The 19,592-nt window shown below is 39.2% G+C and carries 15 protein-coding genes and 1 pseudogene; 8 read left to right on the forward strand and 8 right to left on the reverse strand.

Annotated features, from left to right (window positions below):
* Window position 1: 1 nt before the first annotated feature.
* The 4 genes from ACWIUO_RS05580 to ACWIUO_RS05595 form a co-directional block, all read right to left on the reverse strand.
* Window positions 2–1,792: a Re/Si-specific NAD(P)(+) transhydrogenase subunit alpha gene (locus ACWIUO_RS05580; RefSeq protein ID WP_454176924.1), complete on the reverse strand. Its 1,791-nt coding sequence runs from the start codon at window positions 1,790–1,792 to the stop codon at window positions 2–4.
* 195 nt (window positions 1,793–1,987) lie between these two features.
* Window positions 1,988–2,575 (reverse strand): flavin reductase family protein, encoded by a 588-nt coding sequence (locus ACWIUO_RS05585; RefSeq protein WP_454176925.1) that lies wholly within the window; start codon window positions 2,573–2,575, stop codon window positions 1,988–1,990.
* Window positions 2,576–2,645: 70 nt separating this feature from the next.
* On the reverse strand, window positions 2,646–3,977 hold the full coding sequence (locus ACWIUO_RS05590) for a glycosyltransferase family 9 protein (RefSeq protein WP_454176926.1): 1,332 nt from the start codon (window positions 3,975–3,977) through the stop codon (window positions 2,646–2,648).
* Window positions 3,925–4,080, reverse strand: coding sequence for a hypothetical protein (locus ACWIUO_RS05595; protein ID WP_454176927.1), 156 nt, complete (start codon window positions 4,078–4,080; stop codon window positions 3,925–3,927). Before ACWIUO_RS05595 ends, ACWIUO_RS05590 begins: the two co-directional genes overlap by 53 nt.
* Window positions 4,081–4,128: 48 nt before the next feature.
* Here ACWIUO_RS05595 and hisS point away from each other — a divergent pair, with 48 nt between their 5' ends.
* The 4 genes from hisS (at window position 4,129) to ACWIUO_RS05615 (ending at window position 8,285) form a co-directional block, all read left to right on the forward strand.
* Window positions 4,129–5,517, forward strand: coding sequence for a histidine--tRNA ligase (hisS, locus tag ACWIUO_RS05600; protein WP_454176928.1), 1,389 nt, complete (start codon window positions 4,129–4,131; stop codon window positions 5,515–5,517).
* Between the two features lie 42 nt (window positions 5,518–5,559).
* Window positions 5,560–5,790, forward strand: coding sequence for a hypothetical protein (locus ACWIUO_RS05605; RefSeq protein WP_454176929.1), 231 nt, complete (start codon window positions 5,560–5,562; stop codon window positions 5,788–5,790).
* Between the two features lie 85 nt (window positions 5,791–5,875).
* Window positions 5,876–7,237, forward strand: coding sequence for a CapA family protein (locus ACWIUO_RS05610; protein ID WP_454176930.1), 1,362 nt, complete (start codon window positions 5,876–5,878; stop codon window positions 7,235–7,237).
* Between the two features lie 190 nt (window positions 7,238–7,427).
* A complete protein-coding gene (locus ACWIUO_RS05615; protein WP_454176931.1) occupies window positions 7,428–8,285 on the forward strand; it encodes a flagellar hook-basal body protein in 858 nt (285 codons plus the stop codon).
* 233 nt (window positions 8,286–8,518) lie between these two features.
* Here the strand turns inward: ACWIUO_RS05615 and ACWIUO_RS05620 are convergent, their stop codons facing one another.
* The 4 genes and pseudogenes from ACWIUO_RS05620 to ACWIUO_RS05635 all read right to left on the reverse strand — a co-directional run bounded on the left by ACWIUO_RS05620 (window position 8,519) and on the right by ACWIUO_RS05635 (window position 13,164).
* Window positions 8,519–8,830, reverse strand: a complete 312-nt coding sequence (locus tag ACWIUO_RS05620; protein WP_454176932.1) for a DMT family transporter — start codon at window positions 8,828–8,830, stop codon at window positions 8,519–8,521.
* A 124-nt stretch (window positions 8,831–8,954) separates the two neighbouring features.
* Window positions 8,955–9,293 (reverse strand): annotated as a pseudogene (locus tag ACWIUO_RS05625) (DMT family transporter); the annotation flags it as partial.
* Between the two features lie 145 nt (window positions 9,294–9,438).
* The gene (gene lon / locus ACWIUO_RS05630; RefSeq protein WP_454176933.1) at window positions 9,439–12,285 is read right to left on the reverse strand and encodes an endopeptidase La; all 2,847 of its coding nucleotides are present in this window, start codon (window positions 12,283–12,285) and stop codon (window positions 9,439–9,441) included.
* A gap of 165 nt (window positions 12,286–12,450) precedes the next feature.
* Window positions 12,451–13,164 carry an outer membrane protein assembly factor BamD gene (locus tag ACWIUO_RS05635; protein WP_454176934.1) on the reverse strand — a complete coding sequence of 238 codons (714 nt, stop codon included), beginning with the start codon at window positions 13,162–13,164 and terminating at the stop codon, window positions 12,451–12,453.
* Between the two features lie 307 nt (window positions 13,165–13,471).
* Here ACWIUO_RS05635 and htpX point away from each other — a divergent pair, with 307 nt between their 5' ends.
* From htpX to ACWIUO_RS05655, 4 genes are all read left to right on the forward strand, one after another.
* On the forward strand, window positions 13,472–14,410 hold the full coding sequence (gene htpX / locus ACWIUO_RS05640; RefSeq protein ID WP_454176935.1) for a zinc metalloprotease HtpX: 939 nt from the start codon (window positions 13,472–13,474) through the stop codon (window positions 14,408–14,410).
* A 290-nt stretch (window positions 14,411–14,700) separates the two neighbouring features.
* On the forward strand, window positions 14,701–18,420 hold the full coding sequence (locus tag ACWIUO_RS05645) for a type IIG restriction enzyme/methyltransferase (RefSeq protein WP_454176936.1): 3,720 nt from the start codon (window positions 14,701–14,703) through the stop codon (window positions 18,418–18,420).
* Between the two features lie 32 nt (window positions 18,421–18,452).
* The gene (folE, locus tag ACWIUO_RS05650; protein WP_454176937.1) at window positions 18,453–18,998 is read left to right on the forward strand and encodes a GTP cyclohydrolase I FolE; all 546 of its coding nucleotides are present in this window, start codon (window positions 18,453–18,455) and stop codon (window positions 18,996–18,998) included.
* A 307-nt stretch (window positions 18,999–19,305) separates the two neighbouring features.
* A complete protein-coding gene (locus ACWIUO_RS05655) occupies window positions 19,306–19,539 on the forward strand; it encodes a hypothetical protein (protein WP_454176938.1) in 234 nt (77 codons plus the stop codon).
* The last annotated feature ends 53 nt before the right edge of the window (window positions 19,540–19,592 follow it).

The following is a 19,592-nucleotide window of genomic DNA, read 5'->3' on the forward strand; positions in this document are numbered from 1 at the left end:
CTTATTGTTTGTGCTTTTTGTCGCTATTTGTGGCATCATCACGCGTATTTTTCACATTTTCTGTGCGAAACATTTTTAGCATTCGTTGCGTAACGACAAAGCCACCAAAAATATTGATACTTGCGATAAGCACGCCCACAAAGGCTAGCGCAGTGATTAGGCTACCATTTCCCATTTGCAATAACGCACCCACGACAATAATCCCAGAAATCGCGTTTGTAACGCTCATAAGCGGGGTATGCAGGGCGTGATTTACATTCCACACGACATAATACCCCACAACGCACGCAAGAGCAAATACCATAAAATGCGTCAAAAACTCACTCGGCGCATTTTTGCAAATCCCAAAAAATGCCAAAATAGCCAAGAGCGCAATGGCGGATTTTATGAAATTAGCGTATTTTTTGATAAACGATTTTAGCGGGCTAGTGTCGCTAGATTTTGCTTTTTGGGCAAAATCTTGTTTGGCAAAATCTTGCGCATTTTCATTAGATTTTGTGGCATTTGTAGATTTTGTAGCATTTGTGGAGGCGGAGACTTTGATAGGTGGCGGGGGGAAAGTGATTGTCCCGTCTTTACACACGCACGCACTTCGCAAAATCTCATCATCAAAATTGATTTCTAAATCATTAGATTTTGTAGCAAAATCCGCGCTTTTTTCGTCATTGTCTTTGCCACTTTTTTTGCCAGCATTTTGTTTGCCAATGCTTTTTTTGCCAATACTTTTTTCACAAAGTAGCTTTATAAAATTTAGCAGATTTGTCCCATAGGCTTGTGAGCTTTGCGCGCTTAGACGCGATGGCAGATTTGTATAGCCTATGATTTTGACTCCATTTTTGCTAGTGAAAATCTCATTAGCCTTCGTTAGTTCGCAGTTTCCGCCATTTTGCGCGGCTAAATCCACCACCACGCTTCCTTGTTTCATAGATTCTACCATTTGTTTGGTTATGAGTGTTGGTGCGCTTTTACCCGGGATTAGCGCGGTTGTGATGATAATATCTACTTCTTTTGCCTGCGTGGCAAAAAGCTCCATTTCAGCTTTGATATAGGCTTCACTCATCACTTTTGCGTAGCCATCGCCACTTCCAGCCTCTTCTTTTACATTGATTTCCAAAAATTCCGCGCCCATTGATTGCACTTGCTCTTTGACTTCAGGGCGCGTATCAAACGCCCTCACAATCGCTCCCAAACTATTTGCCGCTCCAATGGCGGCTAGCCCTGCTACACCTGCGCCGATGACTAGGACTTTTGCAGGGGGGATTTTGCCAGCGGCTGTGATTTGTCCGCCAAAAAATCTCCCAAACTCAAACCCCGCTTCTATCACAGCGCGATAGCCTGCGATATTTGCCATAGAGCTAAGCGCGTCCATACTTTGTGCTCGCGAGATTCTAGGGATACAATCCATACTAAGCGCGTTTATGCCCTGTGCGTTTAGATTTTCTAAAAGTGGTTTATTTTGCGCGATTCCAAGTAGCCCGATAAGAATCGCTCCCTTTTTTATCTCCGTTATTTCATCATCATTTGGGGCATTTACTTTTAGGACTATGTCGCAGTTTAATGCCTGCTTTTGTGTGGCGATTTTTGCGCCATTTTTTTCATACTCATCATCGCCAAAACTAGAATCCTCCCCAGCACCTTTTGCGACTATGACTTCAAATCCTAGATTTTGATATGCTTTTATATGCGCAGGGGTGGCACTTACCCTTGCTTCGCCTACTTTGTTTTCTTTTGGGATACCGAGTTTTTTTGGGTTGCTTTGGTTGTTTTTATTTGTAGATATGGTTTCGCTCATTTTTGTCCTTTATTTTAGAGATATGATTTTTGTGGCAAGTTGTGGCGTTTTTATTTTTGTCTCTTGCAAGTTTTTGCGCAAATCATCGTGCAAATCAACATATATGTTATAGCAGTTTTTTAAATATTTAGTGAGTTAGGATTACGCACTTGGCGCATAGATTTTGCTATTTGCGTGGGCTAGATTTTGTGCTTTTTAGTCTTTTATGTTTGGGTCGATGACTTCTTTTGCTTGCAAATAATATTTGCCCACCCTCCCCAAATGCGGTGGCAAAAAGCGCAAATCCTCTTTATAAATCTCATCATCTACAAAGCATTTTTTTGCCTGCAATAACGCCGTAACATTATACGCGCTTAAATCCAAAATCTCCCTAAGCTCACAAAAATACGCCACCCTCACGCCTTTTGGCACGGGAGGATAGCTTGGTTCTACGCTGTTTAATTCTATGCCAAAGACGCTAGCTTCGCTTTTGTGTGATTCTACCTCGCTAGCACTCTGCTCCAATCGCTCCAAAAAATCCACCATCACAAGCGATATAGTCGCGCATTTGGTGGATTTTAGATTTTGCAAAGTGTCTTTTGGAGTGCCATCGCTTTTTGGCGAAAAACATAGCGAAAATATCGGTGGCACAGAGCTTACCACGCCAAAAAAGCTAAAAGGTGCTAGATTTACCACGCCATTTGCATTTATGCTAGAAACCCACGCGATAGGGCGAGGCGTAATCGTATTGCTTAGCAGTCGATAGTTTGCAACCGTGCTTGAAAACTCAAAATCTATTATCATTGATATGTCCTTTTTTGCGTTATTTTTATAGATTAGCTTTGATTTTGGTGGCTTAAAATCTTAGCTTATTTCACTTAAATCTTATTTCACTTAAAATCTTATTTGCCCAATCTATGACAAGCGTGGGGGATAAATCCACCATACATTTATGATACCCCTCCCCTTTTGGCAGGGGGCATTCGCGCTTTTTGCACGGAGCGCAGGGCATATTTTTGCTTAATATCACAAAATCTTTGGCACGAAAACCATTTGTTTCTTTGCTATTTGTGGGACCAAAAAGCGCGATGACAGGCACGCCTAGCGCGCAAGATAGGTGCATAGGACCGCTATCATTGGTAATCATTATGCTAACTTTGCTAATGCTTTTCATAAGCCCTGCAATGTCGGTTTTCCCGCAAAGATTTAGAATATTTTGATGGATATTTTTTGTGGGATTTTGGGCAAGATTTTGGGATAGTTTTTGCGGGCTAGATTTTAGATTCTGCCCAAAATCTTGGGCAGAATTTTGGGCAAAATTTTGTGTAGTATTTTTCTCAAAATCTAAGGCATTATTTTTGATAAATTCCCCTAGCTCATAATCACTTTTTGTCCCAAAAATTACCACCACTTCGCCCCTGCTTGCAAAATATCCCGCCACTTGCGCAAAATACTCTTTTAGCCACCGCTTGGCATTGCCATAGGCTGCGGCTGGATTTAGCCCGATGATTTTGGGGGGGTTTGCATTTTGATTTTGGCTAAAAATCTCCAAAAACTCGCTTGGGATAATCGCATCTTGTGCCAAAAAAAGCGCAAGATTTGGCGTGATAGATTCTAGCAACCTAGCGTTATTTACCAAATCTTTTAGACGCAAAACACCCGCTTTTTTTGCCAAATCATTCGCATTTCCCAAATCCACAGAATCTAGCGCGTAAATGGCTAGATTTACATAGCTTAGGACTTGATGGACATTGCGAAATTTTGGCACATTTTGATTTAGCAAAATCCCACCCAAAAAGCGCGCATACCCTACCCTAAGACGCGCATTTGTAAGCCATAGCAACAACGCGCTAAAAAAGTGATTTGTAAGCGTGATGGCAATATCTGGCACGCCAAAATCTGCTTTTATCTGCCTTGCTAGCGCGTAAGTGGCGTAAAATCTATTTTTTGCTTTTTTGCTATCATCTATGATAAAAGATTCTATGTCTTTATCCCCCATAAAGACCTCTAGCACGGCTTTTGGCGCGACTAGGCAAAATCTAGCTTTACTAAAATGCTCTTTTAGTAGTTCAAGGCTAGGCGTGCTCATAACCGCGTCCCCTAGCCAATTTGGCAGGCGAATAAGGATTTTTAATGGTTGATTTTGTGGTTTATTAAAATCTTGTTGTGGGGCTTGTGGTTTTTGTGAAGTTTGTGGATTTTGCATTATTGCTTCCTGCGGTTTTTTGTGGATTTTGGATTTTTAGATTTTGGTTTTTATGTGGCGTTGTATGCCATTCAAAGTTTATTGCGTGTTTTGTTAGTCGCATTTTAGCAACTTTGTTATAATACCCCAAATTTTTATCTTGGAGTGCTTTATGCCAAACCCCACAAAAACCACAAAAAACGCATTAGATTCTGCTAACGACAAAAATGCTAACAAAAACGCGCTTATCACGCCACGCACGCTAAGTGGATTTCGCGACTATCTGCCAAAAGAAGCGATGGCAAAAGAAAAGCTGATTTCTTCGCTTACAGGGGTGTTTGAGAGTTTTGGATTTGTGCCTATTGAGACGCCACATTTAGAATACGCCGAGATTTTGCTACGACAAGGTGGAGAGGAAATCCAAAAAGAGTTGTATAGATTTGTGGATAATGGTGGGCGTGATGTGGTGTTGAGATTTGATCAGACTGTGCCTTTGGCGCGATTTATCACGCAGTATAAAAATGAGCTAGATTTGCCATTTAAGCGATTTGCCATTGGCAATGTATTTCGCGGAGAGAGGGCGCAAAAAGGGCGATATAGGGAATTTACGCAATGTGATTTTGACTTCATAGGGAGCGATAGTATCGGCTGTGATGCGGAGATCATCGAAGTGATTTATGCCTCACTTGGTGCGCTTGGGCTAGATGAATTTACCATTTGGGTAAATCACAGAAGCGTGCTAAATGGAATCGCAAAGCATTTTGGGATAGTGGATTTTCGCGATATAGATAGCTTTTTGCGACTAATCGACAAGCTAGATAAAATCGGGGAGGAAAATCTAGCAAAAGAGCTAAGCGCAAATCTAAAACTAGATTCTAAGCAAATCGATGAAATCATCTCACTAATCTCTATCAAGCAAATCACGCAAAGAGATGAGTTTTTTGACTCCATAGCCCACCTAAAAAAATACAACGATGAGCTAAAAAAAGGCATAGAAGAGCTAGAATCTTGCTTTAAAATCCTAACTTCGGTGCAAATGGATACTTCTGCGTGTAGGGTTAGCTTTGCTATCGCGCGCGGGCTAGGATACTACACAGGAATCGTCTATGAAACCACGCTAAATCGCCTAAAATCACTTGGCAGTGTGTGCTCAGGCGGGCGATATGACAATCTCACGCGTAGTTTTTCTCGCGAGCGTATAAGCGGCGTGGGTGCTAGTATCGGGCTAGATAGACTGCTAGTGGGGCTAGAAGAACTAGGCGTGCTAAAAGGCAAAGGCACAAGCGCAGAAGTGCTAATCATCTCTATGAAAGAAGAGTTTTTGCCCTACGCCCACCAAATCGCCCAAAGTCTCCGCAGAAGCAAAATCTACACCGAAGTCTATCCGCAAGCCACCAAACTGCAAAAATCGCTTAGCTACGCAAACAACAAAGGACACGAACACTGCGTAATCATAGGCGAAAATGAGTTTAACACCCAAACGCTTACCATAAAAAATATGACAACGGGCGTGCAGTTTGACTCTATCAGTCTTTTGCGCGTGATAGAGATACTAAAATGATTTTGGAAAATTTGGATATGTTTTTGTGCTAAAATTTTGCGTATGAGTAAAAAAGACAGAGTAAAAACAAAACTTGATTTGTTAAAAAGTTTGATATTAGGCTTTATGACTGCCCTATTTGGCGTAGGTGGCTATACATTTGCCAATAGAAACGAACTAAGCTATATAGATTATGCCGTTATAGGTATTGTGGCAATAATCTTGGTAGGTTTAATATGTTGGTGTGGTTTTAGCTTCAAAAAAGAACTTGATAAATTGGAGAAAATGAAATGATGGGACTTATAGCAACGGTGTTAATCGCAATTGCGCTGGCTTTTTCGACTATTTTTGTTATCAAAGTCATAGGATAGAATCTAAAATGCAAAATCAAGGATTCAAAAACATAATCAATGCGCTCATTTTTTCTGTAATTTATTCTCTTTTATGCGTATTTATATTATTCACATTTGCAGGCTGTCATAAAACCCCAACCAAAGCACAAATAGATTTGACACAATCAGACATAGTAGATTCTGCAAAATCTGCAGAATCTGCCACACAAAAAGATTCTACCAAAAAAGATTCTAGGCGAAAAGATTCTAGCCCTTCAAAAATAGATTCTAAAACAAAACAAGAATCAAAAAAATGCAACGCCCCAAGCCCCAAAACCTCCGCGCTACTTAGCTTTGTGGGGGATAATGTGCTAGGGGATTATAAAGGTGCTAGTGGCGATACTTTTAATGCAAAATTTAGAGAAATAAATGGGGATTTTGCTTACTTTAGCAATGGCGTGCGCGAAGTGCTAGGGAGCGATGATTTAACCATCGGCAATATGGAGGGCGTGCTAAGCGATAGGGAGCTAAAAAACGCATTTGAAAAGCCTTTTTCTTTCAAAGGGCAATCTAGCTATACGCAGGTTTTGCGCGAAGCTAGCATAGAAGCACTAAATCTAGCAAACAATCATTCACGCGATTATGGCGCGCAAGGATTTGCAGATACAAAGGAGCATTTGCTAAATGCTGGATTTTACACCTTTGGCGAGGGGATTTTAAGCATAGCAGAAGTAAATGGCATAAAATTTGGGCTAGCTGGGCATCGAGGCTGGAATCTAGGCATAAAATCCCAAGTGGCAAAAGAAATCGCAGAGCTAAAATCTATGGGGGCTGATTTTGTGATTTTTACATTTCATTGGGGGGAGGAGCGGGAGCATTATCCAAACGCCACGCAAAAGCAACTAGGGCGATTTAGTATCGATAATGGCGCAGATATGGTAGTAGCCCACCACCCCCATGTATTGCAAGGCATAGAGCATTACAAAGATAAAAAAATCGTGTATAGTCTAGGGAATTTTATCTATGGCGGGGCAAAAAATCCAAACGATAAAGATACGATGATTTTTCAAAGTTTGATTTTGGCTTTTTCTAGCGAGGAAGAGGCAAGCGAGTTTGCGACAAGTTTTGAATATCATGAATGCTTGCAAAAACAATGGCTAGCTAGATTTTCTCAAGGCGAATTTATCAAATCCCAGCCACGAATAGGGAAATCTAGGCATTTTGTCTTGCTACATAATATCGTGCCTGCAAGTATCAGCTCAAGCACCACGCATAATGACTACGCCCCCAAAATCTACAAAAAAAACGCCCCCCAAACTGCGAAAACAAATAACGGCACTGCACAATCAAACAACGGCTATGAGCGGATTTTTAATCGCTTAGAGCAATATTCACGCGACTTGCGCTAAATTTTACTTGCGCCAAGTTTTACTTACGCTAAGTTTTTTCAAAACGCCACTCTCATAAATCGCTTCACATTAAACCAAAATCCATTTAGGAACGCACATTGCTTGCATTAGATTATTAGCATTTGGCAAGCAAAAAATCCAGCCAAATCTAGCCACCAAAAAAGCTCAAAAAAAGCTAAGGACTAGCAAAATGATAAATGGATACTACGCAAACACAGGCGGTATGGTAACGCAAATAAACCGCCTAGATGTGATTTCAAACAACCTTGCAAACCTCAACACAAATGGCTTTAAGCGCGATGATGTCGTAATCGGGGATTATCTGCGACTATACAAAGAAACCCAAGACACGCTCCCCATAAAAGACCACACAAGAGCCGCAGCCCAATACCAAAACCGAAATCTAAACCGCGTGCCAAATATCAGTGAGGAATACACAGAATTTCAAATCGGTGCGTTTGCTGAAACGCAAAATCCGCTAGATTTTGCCCTGCAAAATCCAAATGCGTATTTTGTGGTAAGCACGCCTGATGGTATCCGCTACACGCGTGATGGGAGTTTCGTGATAGATAGTGAGGGATTTTTGAGCACAAAAGAGGGCTTTCGCGTGCTATCTCGGGCTTCTTTAAGCGAGGCAGATGATGAAGAGTCCCAAGTAGAAGGTGGCATAATGATGAATGCAGGAATGCAAATCCAAGCAGACAAAAATGGGAATCTAACATTTCGCAACTTAGCCACCGAAGAAATAGGCATAGCAGCAGATGGCGGGGCGTTAGCAATCGTTAGCTTTGATAATCCCAAATACCTAAAAAAAGTCGGCTACAATCTCTACAAATACCCAAAAGAGAGAATCCAAGATAGAATCACAAACACAAACAATATCGGGCTAGCTCAAGGCTATATCGAAAAAAGCAATGTAAATGCGGTCAAAGAAATGACAGCACTTATAGAGACAAATCGATTGGTAGAGATGTATTCGCGTGCGATGAGGGCATATATCGATGACTTCGCACCTGAAGCCATCGGCAAACTAGCCGTGCGAGCGTAAATGCACGCGCTAAATCCGCGCCAAACGAACGCTAAATAAAACCAACGCTAGAAAATCCAAAAATTTACACTACCCAAAATAAAATCTAAGCAATTATTTTTGCTTAGATTTTGTGCTTCAAATGGTGCTTTTTTGTATTAAATCTTAGATTTTGCGCTCTCAAATGCGATTTTTTGTCTCTATTTTTGCCCCTCACTTGCCATAAGCAAAATCTATTTATAAATACTTTCTATTTATAAATATTTTAGCCCCACGCTACACGCGATGATAACGCCAATAAGCAAAAGTTTATCAAAATTTTTGCTTTCTTTGAAAAATACGATTCCAACCATCACGCCTCCGCACGCCCCGATTCCTGTCCATATCGCATACGCCACGCCCATCGCAATCTCGCGCATAGCAAGAGAGAGAAAAGATAGGCTTAGCACAAAAAGCAGAGCGATACACAAAATATAGATATTTTTGCCACTCATAGCGTAGCGTTTCATAGCAATGACGCCAAAGACTTCCATAAGTCCAGCAAGCAGTAAAAATCCCCAGCCCATTACGCCCCCAAAATCAAAGTTTTTTAGAATCTTTAGAATCTAGCAAGGAATCTAACGCGCTATTGATTTTCAAATCACTTGCGAGATTCTCAATTAGGGCTTCATCTTGCGCTACGCCATCTTCTTTTTGAGAGACAAATTTTAGCGCGATTACGGCAAAAAGTAGCAATGCGATAAGGCTAACCTTTATGAGAGAAAATGGCTCGCCAAAAATGAGAATCTCGCTTGCTACCACGCCTGCCGTGCCAATACCGACAAACACACTATAAGCCACGCTCACTTCTAGCACCTTGCACGCCAAAATCATCGCGCTAAACGAAAACGCAATGCCAAACGCGGTAAGCGTATAAAGCAAAGGCGTATTGGCGTATTTTAGCCCACTTACCCAAAAGCACTCCACAATCCCGCCTAAGATAACCAGCCCCCACGCGATATTGACAACATTCACATTGCTTTGTTGCATTTTTCTAATAAACGCCCGCCGTTTTAGGCGGATTTTTGTCAATGTGTTTGGTTTCATAGATTCTAGCCCTGTATTTTTTGTGCTTGATTTTGGATTTTGCCTAAATCAACGCTTAAAAATGCTTAAAAACGCCACACTTCACAAATCAACCAAACACCTGCTTAAATACTTCATCGATATTTTTCACAGGGATTATTTGCAGGCTATTTAGCACTTCTTTTGGTATATCGCCCAAATCCCTCTCATAGTTTTTTGTGGGAATCAACGCCTTTTTTATCCCCGCTTTGTGCGCTGCGATTAGCTTTTCTTTTAGTCCGCCTATGGCTAGCACATCTCCGCTAAGCGTTAGCTCGCCCGTCATTGCTATTTCCCCACTTATAGGTTTATCACAAAGTATAGAAGCTATCACGCACGCCATAGCGATTCCCGCACTTGGTCCGTCCTTTGGCACTGCGCCTTCTGGCAAATGCAGATGAATATCATAACGCGAATAAAATGGCAAATCCTCGCTAGAATCTTTAGAATCTTTTTGCACCTTGCTAGATTTTTTGGTTTTTTTGCCATCTTTTGATTCTAGGGATTCTATCTTTTTTTCATCAAACAGGACTTTTACGACAGAATGCGCGATTTTGGCGGATTCTTTCATCACATCGCCTAGAGAGCCTGTGAGGGATAGCCCCCCTTTGCCTTTTAGCTTGATTGCTTCGATTTTTAGCACATCGCCACCCACGCTTGTCCAAGCAAGTCCATTTATGATTCCTACCCGTGCGACTTTGCTTGCAGGGTCGATTTCATACACGATTTTATCGATAAAATCTGGGATAAGTCGTGGCGTTAGTTTGATTTTTTGATAGTTGCTTTGCGTTAGGATTTTGGTAGCGACTTTTCGCATTATCGAGGCAATGACACGGCGTAGATTTCGCACGCCTGCTTCGCGTGTGTATCGCTCGATAAGTGTCTTTATCGCTTCTTTGGTAAATTCAATCTCTTTTTGGCTTAGAGCGTGCTTTTTTAGCTCTTGGGGGATAAGATATTTTAGCGCGATTTGTTCTTTTTCCTGTGGCGTGTAGCTTGAAATGGCGATAAACTCCATTCTATCGCGTAAAGGCGGAGGGATATTACCTATGTCATTTGCCGTAGCGATAAAAATCACTTGCGATAAATCAATGCTAAAATTGTTGTAATAATCCCTAAAAGCGACATTTTGCTCAGGGTCTAAAATCTCTAAAAGCACGCTTGTAGGGTCGCCTCTAACCCCTCGTGCGACTTTGTCGATTTCATCTAGGACGATTACAGGGTTCATCTGTTTGGCTTCGATTAGCCCTTGAGTGATTCTGCCCGGCATAGCCCCGATATAAGTCCTGCGATGCCCTCGTAGCTCATTTACATCTTCTAGCCCGCCTAGCGCGATTCTCACTAGCTCGCGTCCTATGGCGGTGGCTATGGAGTTTGCAAGGCTAGTTTTCCCCACTCCCGGCGGTCCATAAAAACACAAAATCGTCCCTTTTTCTTTTGTGTCGCTTTTTGGCAACTTGCTAGAAATATCCTGCTCTTTGTCCTCATAATCCCCATCGCCCTCATCGCCAACATCACTAGAACCCAAATTAGAATCATTTGATGGGTTATAAATCCTATCTTTTATAGATTCCAAAACAGAATTTTTAGAATCATTAGAATCATTAGATTCTTGGGCATTTTTGTCTTGCTGATTTTTAACAGAATCTAGGCTAAAATCCCCATTAGATTTTGCATTTTTTGTTTTTTTTGCTGACTCTTTTTGCGCTTCTTTTTCTTTTTTGGCTATCAATTCTTTGACGGCAAAATACTCCACGATGCGCTCTTTTGGCTTCAAAAGCGAAAAATGGTCTAAATCAAGCTGTTTTTGGACATTTTTGATAGATAATGATTCTTTGGCATATTTGCCAAATGGGATTTCTAGCACCCATTCTACATAGTTTTGGAGGATATTTGCATCGCCACTTTCTTGGTGCATTTTGCTTAGGCGAGAGATTTGCTTTTTGATTTCTTTATAGGCTTCTTTGTTTAGGTGTGGCTTTATGGATTCTAGCTTTTTTTCGTATTGCTGTATTTCCTCATCGCGTTGCTTGTCGATTCCTAGCTCTTTTTGGATTTGTCGGAGTTGCTCTTTTAGGAAATATTCCCTATTTGTTTGCTCCATTTTGTTATGCACGCGGGTTTTGATTTCTTTTTGGAGTTTTTGGATTTGGATTTCTTGGGATACAAAATCTATCAGCAAAAGCAATCGCTCCTCAATATCATCGCTTCTAAACAGCTTGTATGCCTGCTCTTTTTTTAGCCTTATGCTTGAAGCGACTAAATCTATCATTCGGTTTGGCTCTCCTGTCTCCTCGATAGATTTTAGCAAATCAGGTGGCAATAGCACTTGGCTAATATTTGCTAGATTTTGCACTTTTTCGCGTAGCACCTTGCTCATAGCCTCCACTTGCGCAAAAGAGCATTCTTTATAGCTGATAATATCTACCAATGCCTCGTAGCATTCGCCTTTTTGGACGGATAAAATCCTCCCCTTTGTAAGCCCTTGAAAAAGTAGCTTTACGCGCCCATCTGGCAAATGCACCTTGCGCATAATCGTGCCAATCACCCCCACATCAAAAAAAGGCATTTTAAGTGGCGAAATATCTAGCATCTCTATGCTAGTGGCACTAGATTTTGCAGAATCGTTTTTTATAGAATCGATATTAGATTTTGCACCGCTAGGCATATCATTTGAAGTATTTTTTGTTTGCGGTTGATTTTGCGTGATGATTTCGTTTGGGATTTGCGTGATTTCGCTTGCATCTCTTCCGCAGCAGACAAACACCAAATCATTTTTATCCAACGCCTTATTTGCGGCTTTTATGTTTTTTTCATCGTGGGTAAAAATCGGCACGATACTAAAAGGATATGAGAAATTATCCTCCTCCACAATCACGGGCAATCTCATAGGAAAATCAATATTATTTGGTTGCATTTTCTCTCCTTAAATTTATGACAATTTGGGGTAATCCTAACTTAGATTTTCTAGCATTAGATTTTACAAAATCTTAGATTTTGATAGATTTTTGGATTTCATAAAATCGCACGCTTTTTTCAAATGTATGCAAAAAATGTATGCCACAAATAAGCAACATAGATTCTACCAATTAAACATTCGCACATACCACGGGATATGCGATGGTTTGGGCTTGGTAGCCTCCTCTAGCTCATCATCTATGCGTTCATCATATTTTTCTTTGGCGGCTTGTTTTTTTGCTTTTTTATACACGCGCACGATTCCTTTGTTTAGCTCATTTTGCCCTAGCACAAACCGCACCTGCATTGTTTTGACAAAGGGCACATATTTGCTATCAGGAAAAGTATCTAAAAACTCATCAAAATCACTCAAACTATCCGAAAAAAACTCTTGGTCTTTGCTAGAGCTTTTTAGCCCATAATAGCGACTTTGTAGCTTCAAAAAATGCAAATAATCCGCATTTTTTGCATTTGCAAATCGCTTCAAATACTCATCAAAATAAAATTCTGCTAGCAAATACTGCTCTTTTTGGATATGTGCCTGCCCTAGTATCATCATCGCTTCGGGCAAAAGTGGCGAGTTTATATGCTCGCTTTGCAATGAAGCGTAGAAATTATCCGCATTTTCTAGGTTTCCTGCGCGAATTTCTTTTAATATATTTTGATACCAATACATTGCGGGCTTATTTAGCTCATTTTCTTTTTTCTTTTTGCAAGAGCTAAGCGTGCAAGCAAGCAAAAATGCAAACGCCACAACAGATAAGATTTTGAAAAACGCTAGTAAATAATTGCTGAAAAAATCATTGAAAAAAGAAGGTTTTTTCATAAAGTTTGTCATCGCAAGCCTTTTTGCGCTTATAGCGCGTAGTTATCGTAGTTATCAACCAAAATCCAAAAAAACATAAACGCGCATTATAGCCAAAAAAGGTTAAGCATTTTAGCAAAATCTAAAATCCAAAAAACGCGTAAAAACCAAAATCCGCCAATACAAAACGATAAAATGACAAAATCCACCACAAAACCAAAATCCACCACAAAAACATTTATAACACAAAAAGCATTTATGGCACTGCTTTTGCATAAACCTTGCAAAGTTGCTAAAATATCGCATTTGATTTTTTGAATGTCATTTTTAAGGAGGCATTATGGATATAAATCCAAATTTTCAAGCAATCTTGCAAAAAAACCATTTCAAAACAAATTGCGTTCTTATTTGCTATGTGGCGATTTTTGTGCTTGTGGGGTTGCTAGTGGATATTGTGCGCATTGATGCGCCTAGCTTAGAGTGGGGATTTGTAGAGCTACTAAGTGGGAGGGAAACCCCGCTTGTTACTATCATTTCTGCGCTTATTGCGTGCGCTATCATCGTGTATAGTTTGAAGCGATTTGATGCGATAATGCTAAAAGGCGATGAGTATGAATTGCTAGATTCTCGTGCTTTGCCGCCTCTGCAAGCGCGCGTGAAAATGGCGTTTGATGATGTATTGCGCCGTGCAGGTGCTAGCACCACAAAAGACGCCCCTAGATTATACCTTATCCACGCGCCGTATATGAATGCCTTTGCAAGTGGGTGGAGGGAGGAAAATTCGCTTGTGGCTATCACCTCTACGCTAGCTCAAAATCTAAACGACCAAGAGCTGCGCGCCGTGCTAGCCCACGAGCTAAGCCACATACGACACGGCGATATTCGGCTAACGATGTGCGTGGGGATTTTAAGCAATATTTTGCTTTTGGTTTGCAACAACGCTATTTGGCTTTTTATGGGCAATCGTCAAAATGACGGCGCAAACAAAGCAAGAAGCATTTTGCTGATTTTGCAATTTATCCTACCGCTACTCACGCTATGGCTACAAATGTTTCTTAGTCGCTCGCGTGAATATATGGCTGATGCGGGGAGCGCATACCTTATGCACACGCCAGACCCACTCATCTCCGCGCTAGAAAAAATCCACAACAATTACGCCCAAAATGATTTTAGCCAAGCAGATACAAACCCCACGCGAAAAGCAGCGTATATTTTTAGCGACTCTTTTAGCACGCACCCAAGTCTAGCAAATCGTATCCGCTCACTGCGTGGGGAGTAGATTTTAGGATTTTTATCTTAATGATTGCGATTATTAAGAGGCGTTTTTTTGACTTTTGGAAACTTTAAAATTTTATAAGCTAGTTTTTTAGATTACAAGGATTTTATCAATCTTAGCTATAATGACAAAGATAAAGGCGAATATAAAAGGCAAAGGTTTTTTTGCAAGATTTTATTTACAAAATCTAAAAATCTTAAATGTTGCCAAGAATGTTGCCCAAGTATGTTAATGGTTTATGTCGCTATTTTTGCTAATTTTAATCCTAATTTTGTAATAAGGTAGCCCGCTAAATGCTTACGCTAGATACAATCACCCCCAAAAATCCGCAATTTTTTTTTAATCCATTTTATCTACGAGCACCGATTGATGAAAAAGAATTTAGAGATTTTACTAAACTGCTAGAATCCTATAAATCTAGCCTAGAATCTAGCGCGGAGCAAAATGAGGACTTTATCGTAGCAAACGCACTAAAAACATTATTTGAAAAAATGGGCTTAAAAGCGCAGGCAAAATACAAGCAACAGGGCAAGAGCGAAATTGATTTGGTGCTAATAAAAAATGATGATACGCGTGATAAAACAAGCGATAAATCAACCAAAAACACACATAATGAAAATAACGAAATCCAAGTCATAATCGAAGCAAAAAAGCCAGATTCCAAAGAAATGATAAGCACTCAAAATCCAAACACAAAAGCCTTGCACGAGGCAATTTTATATTATTTTTATCAGCGAGAAGCAAAGCATAATCCAAATATCAAACACATAATCATCACAGATTTTAAGAAATTTTATGTTTTTAAAGCTAGTTCGTTTAAGCAACTTTTTTATGACAATAACGCCATAAAAAAGCAATACCAAGCCAAGCATAGCACAAATCAAAACCTCACAACAACGGCAGATTTTTATACTGCGCTAGAAAAAATTTTAGATTCTAGCGAAGCGATTTTGAGCTGTTTTTACATTGATTTAGATTCTATTAGCCAAAATCCACAGCATTTAAGAATGCTTTTTAAAATCTTGCACAAAGATTTTTTATTTGATGAGTTTAACCCAAATGACGCAAATGTGCTAAATGAGCGATTTTACAGAGAGTTGCTTTATATTTTGGGGCTTTGCGAAGTCGATACAAAAGGCAAAGAAATCACAAACGACACAAAAGAAAAACAAACCAAAATCCTAATCAAACCTAGCAAAGAAAGCCAAAATGGCGCAAATACGCTTTATAACATAATAATAAACAATCTCCAAAATAAAGATTTTGACTTTGCGATGGGCTTTGTGATTTTGTGGCTAAATCGCATTTTGTTTTTGAAACTTATCGAGGCAAATCTTGTGCGATTTAATAATGATAAAAATCTAAAATTTCTAAACCTCACCAAAATCCCAAATTTTAAGACGCTATCATATTTGTTTTTTGAGATTCTCTCCAAAAAGCCCAATGACGCGCAAAGGGGCAAAGATAGCAATTTGTGCTTTTTGCCGTATCTAAATTCTAACCTTTTTGATAAACAGCCCTGCGAAGCTATGCTAGATATTGCAATGCTTAATGATGAAGTAAAGCTAGCCTATTTCCCACAAACGCAGATAAAAGACGCACATAGCAAGCAAAAGCGTGGCGAAATCCGACTGCTAGAATATATATTTGAGTTTTTGGATAGCTTTGATTTTGGCTCTGATGAGGAGGAGGGTGAGCTAGCACATCAAAAAGAGCTTATTAGCTCTAGCGTTTTGGGGCTTGTGTTTGAGAAGCTAAATGGCTATAAAGAGGGCTCTTTTTTCACACCGAGCTTTATCACTAGCTATATGTGCCGTGTGAGTTTGGAAAAAGTCGTGTTGCAAAAATTTAGCGAAATCGGGCTAAATGCGCCAAATTTGGAAACGCTAAAATCACAGATTTTAATGAATGTCAATGCGGATTTTAACTTTAGGCAAAAGGCTTTGGGGGTTTTGCAAAGCATTAAAATCTGCGACCCAGCAGTGGGAAGTGGGCATTTTTTAGTCTCTGCATTATGCGAAATGATAGGAATCTATCGCAAACTAGGGCTTGCAGATGATATGCTCAATGCCTGTGAAATTGCTGTAAATAATGATGAAGTGCATATCAGCCAAAATGGTAAAAATTTCACATATCAAAAGCCAAATGCAAACAACCAAAATCACAGGATTCAAGTCGCGCTTTTTGAGCTAAAAAAATCAATCATAGAAAATAATCTCTTTGGCGTGGATATTAACCCAAACTCTGTGGAAATCTGCAAACTACGATTATGGATAGAATTACTAAAAAATAGCTATTATCTCACGCAAGGCGATGAGGGCTATATAGAGAATCTGCATTCTACAATCCACCAAATGCAAACCCTCCCAAATATCGATATAAACATAAAATGCGGCAATAGCTTAATAAGCCGATTTGATTTAAAAGATAGCCTGCGACATATCCCAAATATTGACAAACAAATCAAAGACTACCAACAGCTAGTTTTTAACTATAAAAATTCTGATAAAAGCGAGCTAAAGCCACGCAAAAAAGACATAGAATCTAAAATCCAAAATCTAAAAGCGACATTTCGCCTCACACTCAAAGACCCCAAAACCAAAAAAGAGCTAGAAAAAGCGATAAAAAACCATATTAACAATTATGGTTCGTTTTTGCTTGATGATACAAGTTTGCTAGATGGTTTGCAATATTCGCTCAATCTTTTTGGCGATGAAAAGCTAGATGAAGCAAAGCAACAAGAAGCGTTTGCAAGTTTTGGGCATATCAAATTTTTGCGCCACAAGCTAGATTCTGTGCTAAGTGGTGCGGAGTATAAAAACGCATTTGAATGGCGTTTTGAATTCCCCGAAGTGCTCAATGATAGCAATGGGGATTTTATGGGGTTTGATTTGGTGATAGGAAATCCACCATATATTGATTATAGAGAGATAAATGCGCAAACCATTGAAAAAACAAAGCATTATGCTGTAAATCAAGATTCTAATCGCCCGAATATTTATTGTTATTTTGCAGAAATGGGCATCGATATAATAACTGACAACGGCTTTTTAAGTTTTGTAAATCCTATCGCAATGTTACAGGCTGATTTTGCTTACGGGACAAGAAAGTTGCTATTAGAAAAAGGTTGTATTGATTATATTGCTGATTGCTCTCATATCAAAGCATTTGATAGTGCTTCGACTTATGCGTCATTATGGTTATTTTTAAAAAATAAAAAACAAGATTCAATAAGAGTAATTTTGTGGCAAGATGATAGCTTTAAATATAGCCACAATATAGAATCCTATGCAAACAATAAGCACTTTTCAATAAATTTATCGCAATATAATATCAATTTTCAGCGGGTTAATTGCAACTCGTTAGGTGAATTAGGCACTCTAAAATGGGGAACTTCGCAAAGTGGATATGGCAAAAAGAAAATCCATTTAAAAAACTTTAAAAGATTAAAGCAATCAAACCAAGACAAATATAAGCCAATCATACAAACGGCAGATATAAAAAAATATGCGATTCTTTGGCAAGAGGAATATATCCCAAGCGAAATTTATTCGCAAAATATACAAGAGGATTTTAAAAAACCTAAAATCGTTATTGCAAGAATGACAAAACATATTCAAGCAAGTTTCGATAATAGCGGATTTTATATGGGTAAGGCAACTTTGATTGTGGATTGTAAAGAAAACCCTTACTATATTTTGGGAATCCTAAATTCTAAACTAGCGGATTTTTGGTATAAATATTATTTTGGTGCGACACATTTGGGTGGTGGATATATACGATATGATATTCCATATTTGAAGCAGTTGCCAATCCCAAAACTAAATGCCAAAAATAAAAAAACCGCTGATAATATTATCAATCTTGTAAATGAAATTTTAGAATCCAAAGCCAAAGATTTCACCGCAAACACCGCCAAACTAGAATCCAAAATCGATGAGCTAGTGTTTGAACTATATGACATAACAAAACAAGAACAAAAAATCATAAACTCCAAAAATCCACAAGCATAAAAACCCGCACGCATAAAATCCAAAGGACAAAAATGCACGAAAAAATGTTTAGAGAATTTTGCAAACGAATCGGCGAAGACGCCACCCGCGCAGGACTACAAGCCACGCCAAAGCGACTAAAAGAGCTAGAATCTATCCTTTATGCAGGTTATAGCCTTAGTCCAAAAGACGCGCTTGGCTCTACATTTGCAAACAACGGAATCGATGAGATGATAACCATAAAAGACATTAGCTTTTATTCGATGTGCGAGCATCATTTGTTGCCATTTTTTGGTAGCGTGCATATCGGCTATGTGCCAAAAGATTCTATCGCTGGGATAAGTGGCTTTGTCCGCCTTGTCGAAGTCTATGCCAAACGACTACAAATCCAAGAAAACCTAACCAACCAAATCGCCCAAAGTATCACAAAACTACTAAAACCAAAAGGCGTAATGGTAGTGTGCGAGGCGCGCCATCTGTGTATGAGTATGCGTGGAGCGCAAAAAAGCGAAGCAAAAATCACCACAAGTGCCCTGCGCGGAATCTTTAAAAGCGATTCGCGCACAAGGGCTGAATTTTTACAACTTATCAAAAGCTAGGGGGTTTTTAAGATTTTGATGGGCTTTTAAGGTTTTGATAAGTTTTTATGGATTTTAGTGGATTTTGGTAGGGCTAGTTTTTTCTTTTTTTAATTTTTTTTTAATTTGGCTTTTTTTAATTTAGCTTTTTTAATTTGGTTTTTTTTTTTTTTTTTGAAACTTTTGGAGTGTGTTTGATTTTTTTTTTGAAAAATCTAAAGACAACTTAAACTCAAAATAAAAATGTTTTTTTACTTCATTTTGTGTGCAAATTTTGTTTGCAGGTTTTATTTGCAAATTTTATTCGCAAGTGCAAGCAGAAATGCTTATGCCAAACATATACTTGCTAAAATCCCACACAAATGTGCAAAATCCACGCAAATCCGCCTCACATATAAAATCCATTTTGCAAATCCATTTCATAAATCCACTTCACAAATCTAAATTGCAAAATCTATCCCACAAAATCTATCTCGCAAAATCACATTTTGCAAATCCACCCCCTCACAAAATCACTATCCCGCAAAATCCGCATATTAACACTTTGTTTTTTTTTTTGTAGTATCGCTTTTTCTTTTAAAAATGCTTTTTGATAAAGCGCAAAATCTACAAAGG

This window comes from Helicobacter sp. T3_23-1056, from assembly GCF_053654535.1.

What these genes read in the sequence shown, in the direction of transcription:
- ACWIUO_RS05580 (WP_454176924.1), bottom strand. Translation starts at nt 1,792, where the DNA reads ATGAGCGAAACCATATCTACAAATAAAAACAACCAAAGCAACCCAAAA.
- ACWIUO_RS05585 (WP_454176925.1), bottom strand. Translation starts at nt 2,575, where the DNA reads ATGATAATAGATTTTGAGTTTTCAAGCACGGTTGCAAACTATCGACTG.
- ACWIUO_RS05590 (WP_454176926.1), bottom strand. Translation starts at nt 3,977, where the DNA reads ATGCAAAATCCACAAACTTCACAAAAACCACAAGCCCCACAACAAGAT.
- ACWIUO_RS05595 (WP_454176927.1), bottom strand. Translation starts at nt 4,080, where the DNA reads ATGCGACTAACAAAACACGCAATAAACTTTGAATGGCATACAACGCCA.
- hisS (WP_454176928.1), top strand. Translation starts at nt 4,129, where the DNA reads ATGCCAAACCCCACAAAAACCACAAAAAACGCATTAGATTCTGCTAAC.
- ACWIUO_RS05605 (WP_454176929.1), top strand. Translation starts at nt 5,560, where the DNA reads ATGAGTAAAAAAGACAGAGTAAAAACAAAACTTGATTTGTTAAAAAGT.
- ACWIUO_RS05610 (WP_454176930.1), top strand. Translation starts at nt 5,876, where the DNA reads ATGCAAAATCAAGGATTCAAAAACATAATCAATGCGCTCATTTTTTCT.
- ACWIUO_RS05615 (WP_454176931.1), top strand. Translation starts at nt 7,428, where the DNA reads ATGATAAATGGATACTACGCAAACACAGGCGGTATGGTAACGCAAATA.
- ACWIUO_RS05620 (WP_454176932.1), bottom strand. Translation starts at nt 8,830, where the DNA reads ATGGGCTGGGGATTTTTACTGCTTGCTGGACTTATGGAAGTCTTTGGC.
- lon (WP_454176933.1), bottom strand. Translation starts at nt 12,285, where the DNA reads ATGCAACCAAATAATATTGATTTTCCTATGAGATTGCCCGTGATTGTG.
- ACWIUO_RS05635 (WP_454176934.1), bottom strand. Translation starts at nt 13,164, where the DNA reads ATGACAAACTTTATGAAAAAACCTTCTTTTTTCAATGATTTTTTCAGC.
- htpX (WP_454176935.1), top strand. Translation starts at nt 13,472, where the DNA reads ATGGATATAAATCCAAATTTTCAAGCAATCTTGCAAAAAAACCATTTC.
- ACWIUO_RS05645 (WP_454176936.1), top strand. Translation starts at nt 14,701, where the DNA reads ATGCTTACGCTAGATACAATCACCCCCAAAAATCCGCAATTTTTTTTT.
- folE (WP_454176937.1), top strand. Translation starts at nt 18,453, where the DNA reads ATGCACGAAAAAATGTTTAGAGAATTTTGCAAACGAATCGGCGAAGAC.
- ACWIUO_RS05655 (WP_454176938.1), top strand. Translation starts at nt 19,306, where the DNA reads ATGCCAAACATATACTTGCTAAAATCCCACACAAATGTGCAAAATCCA.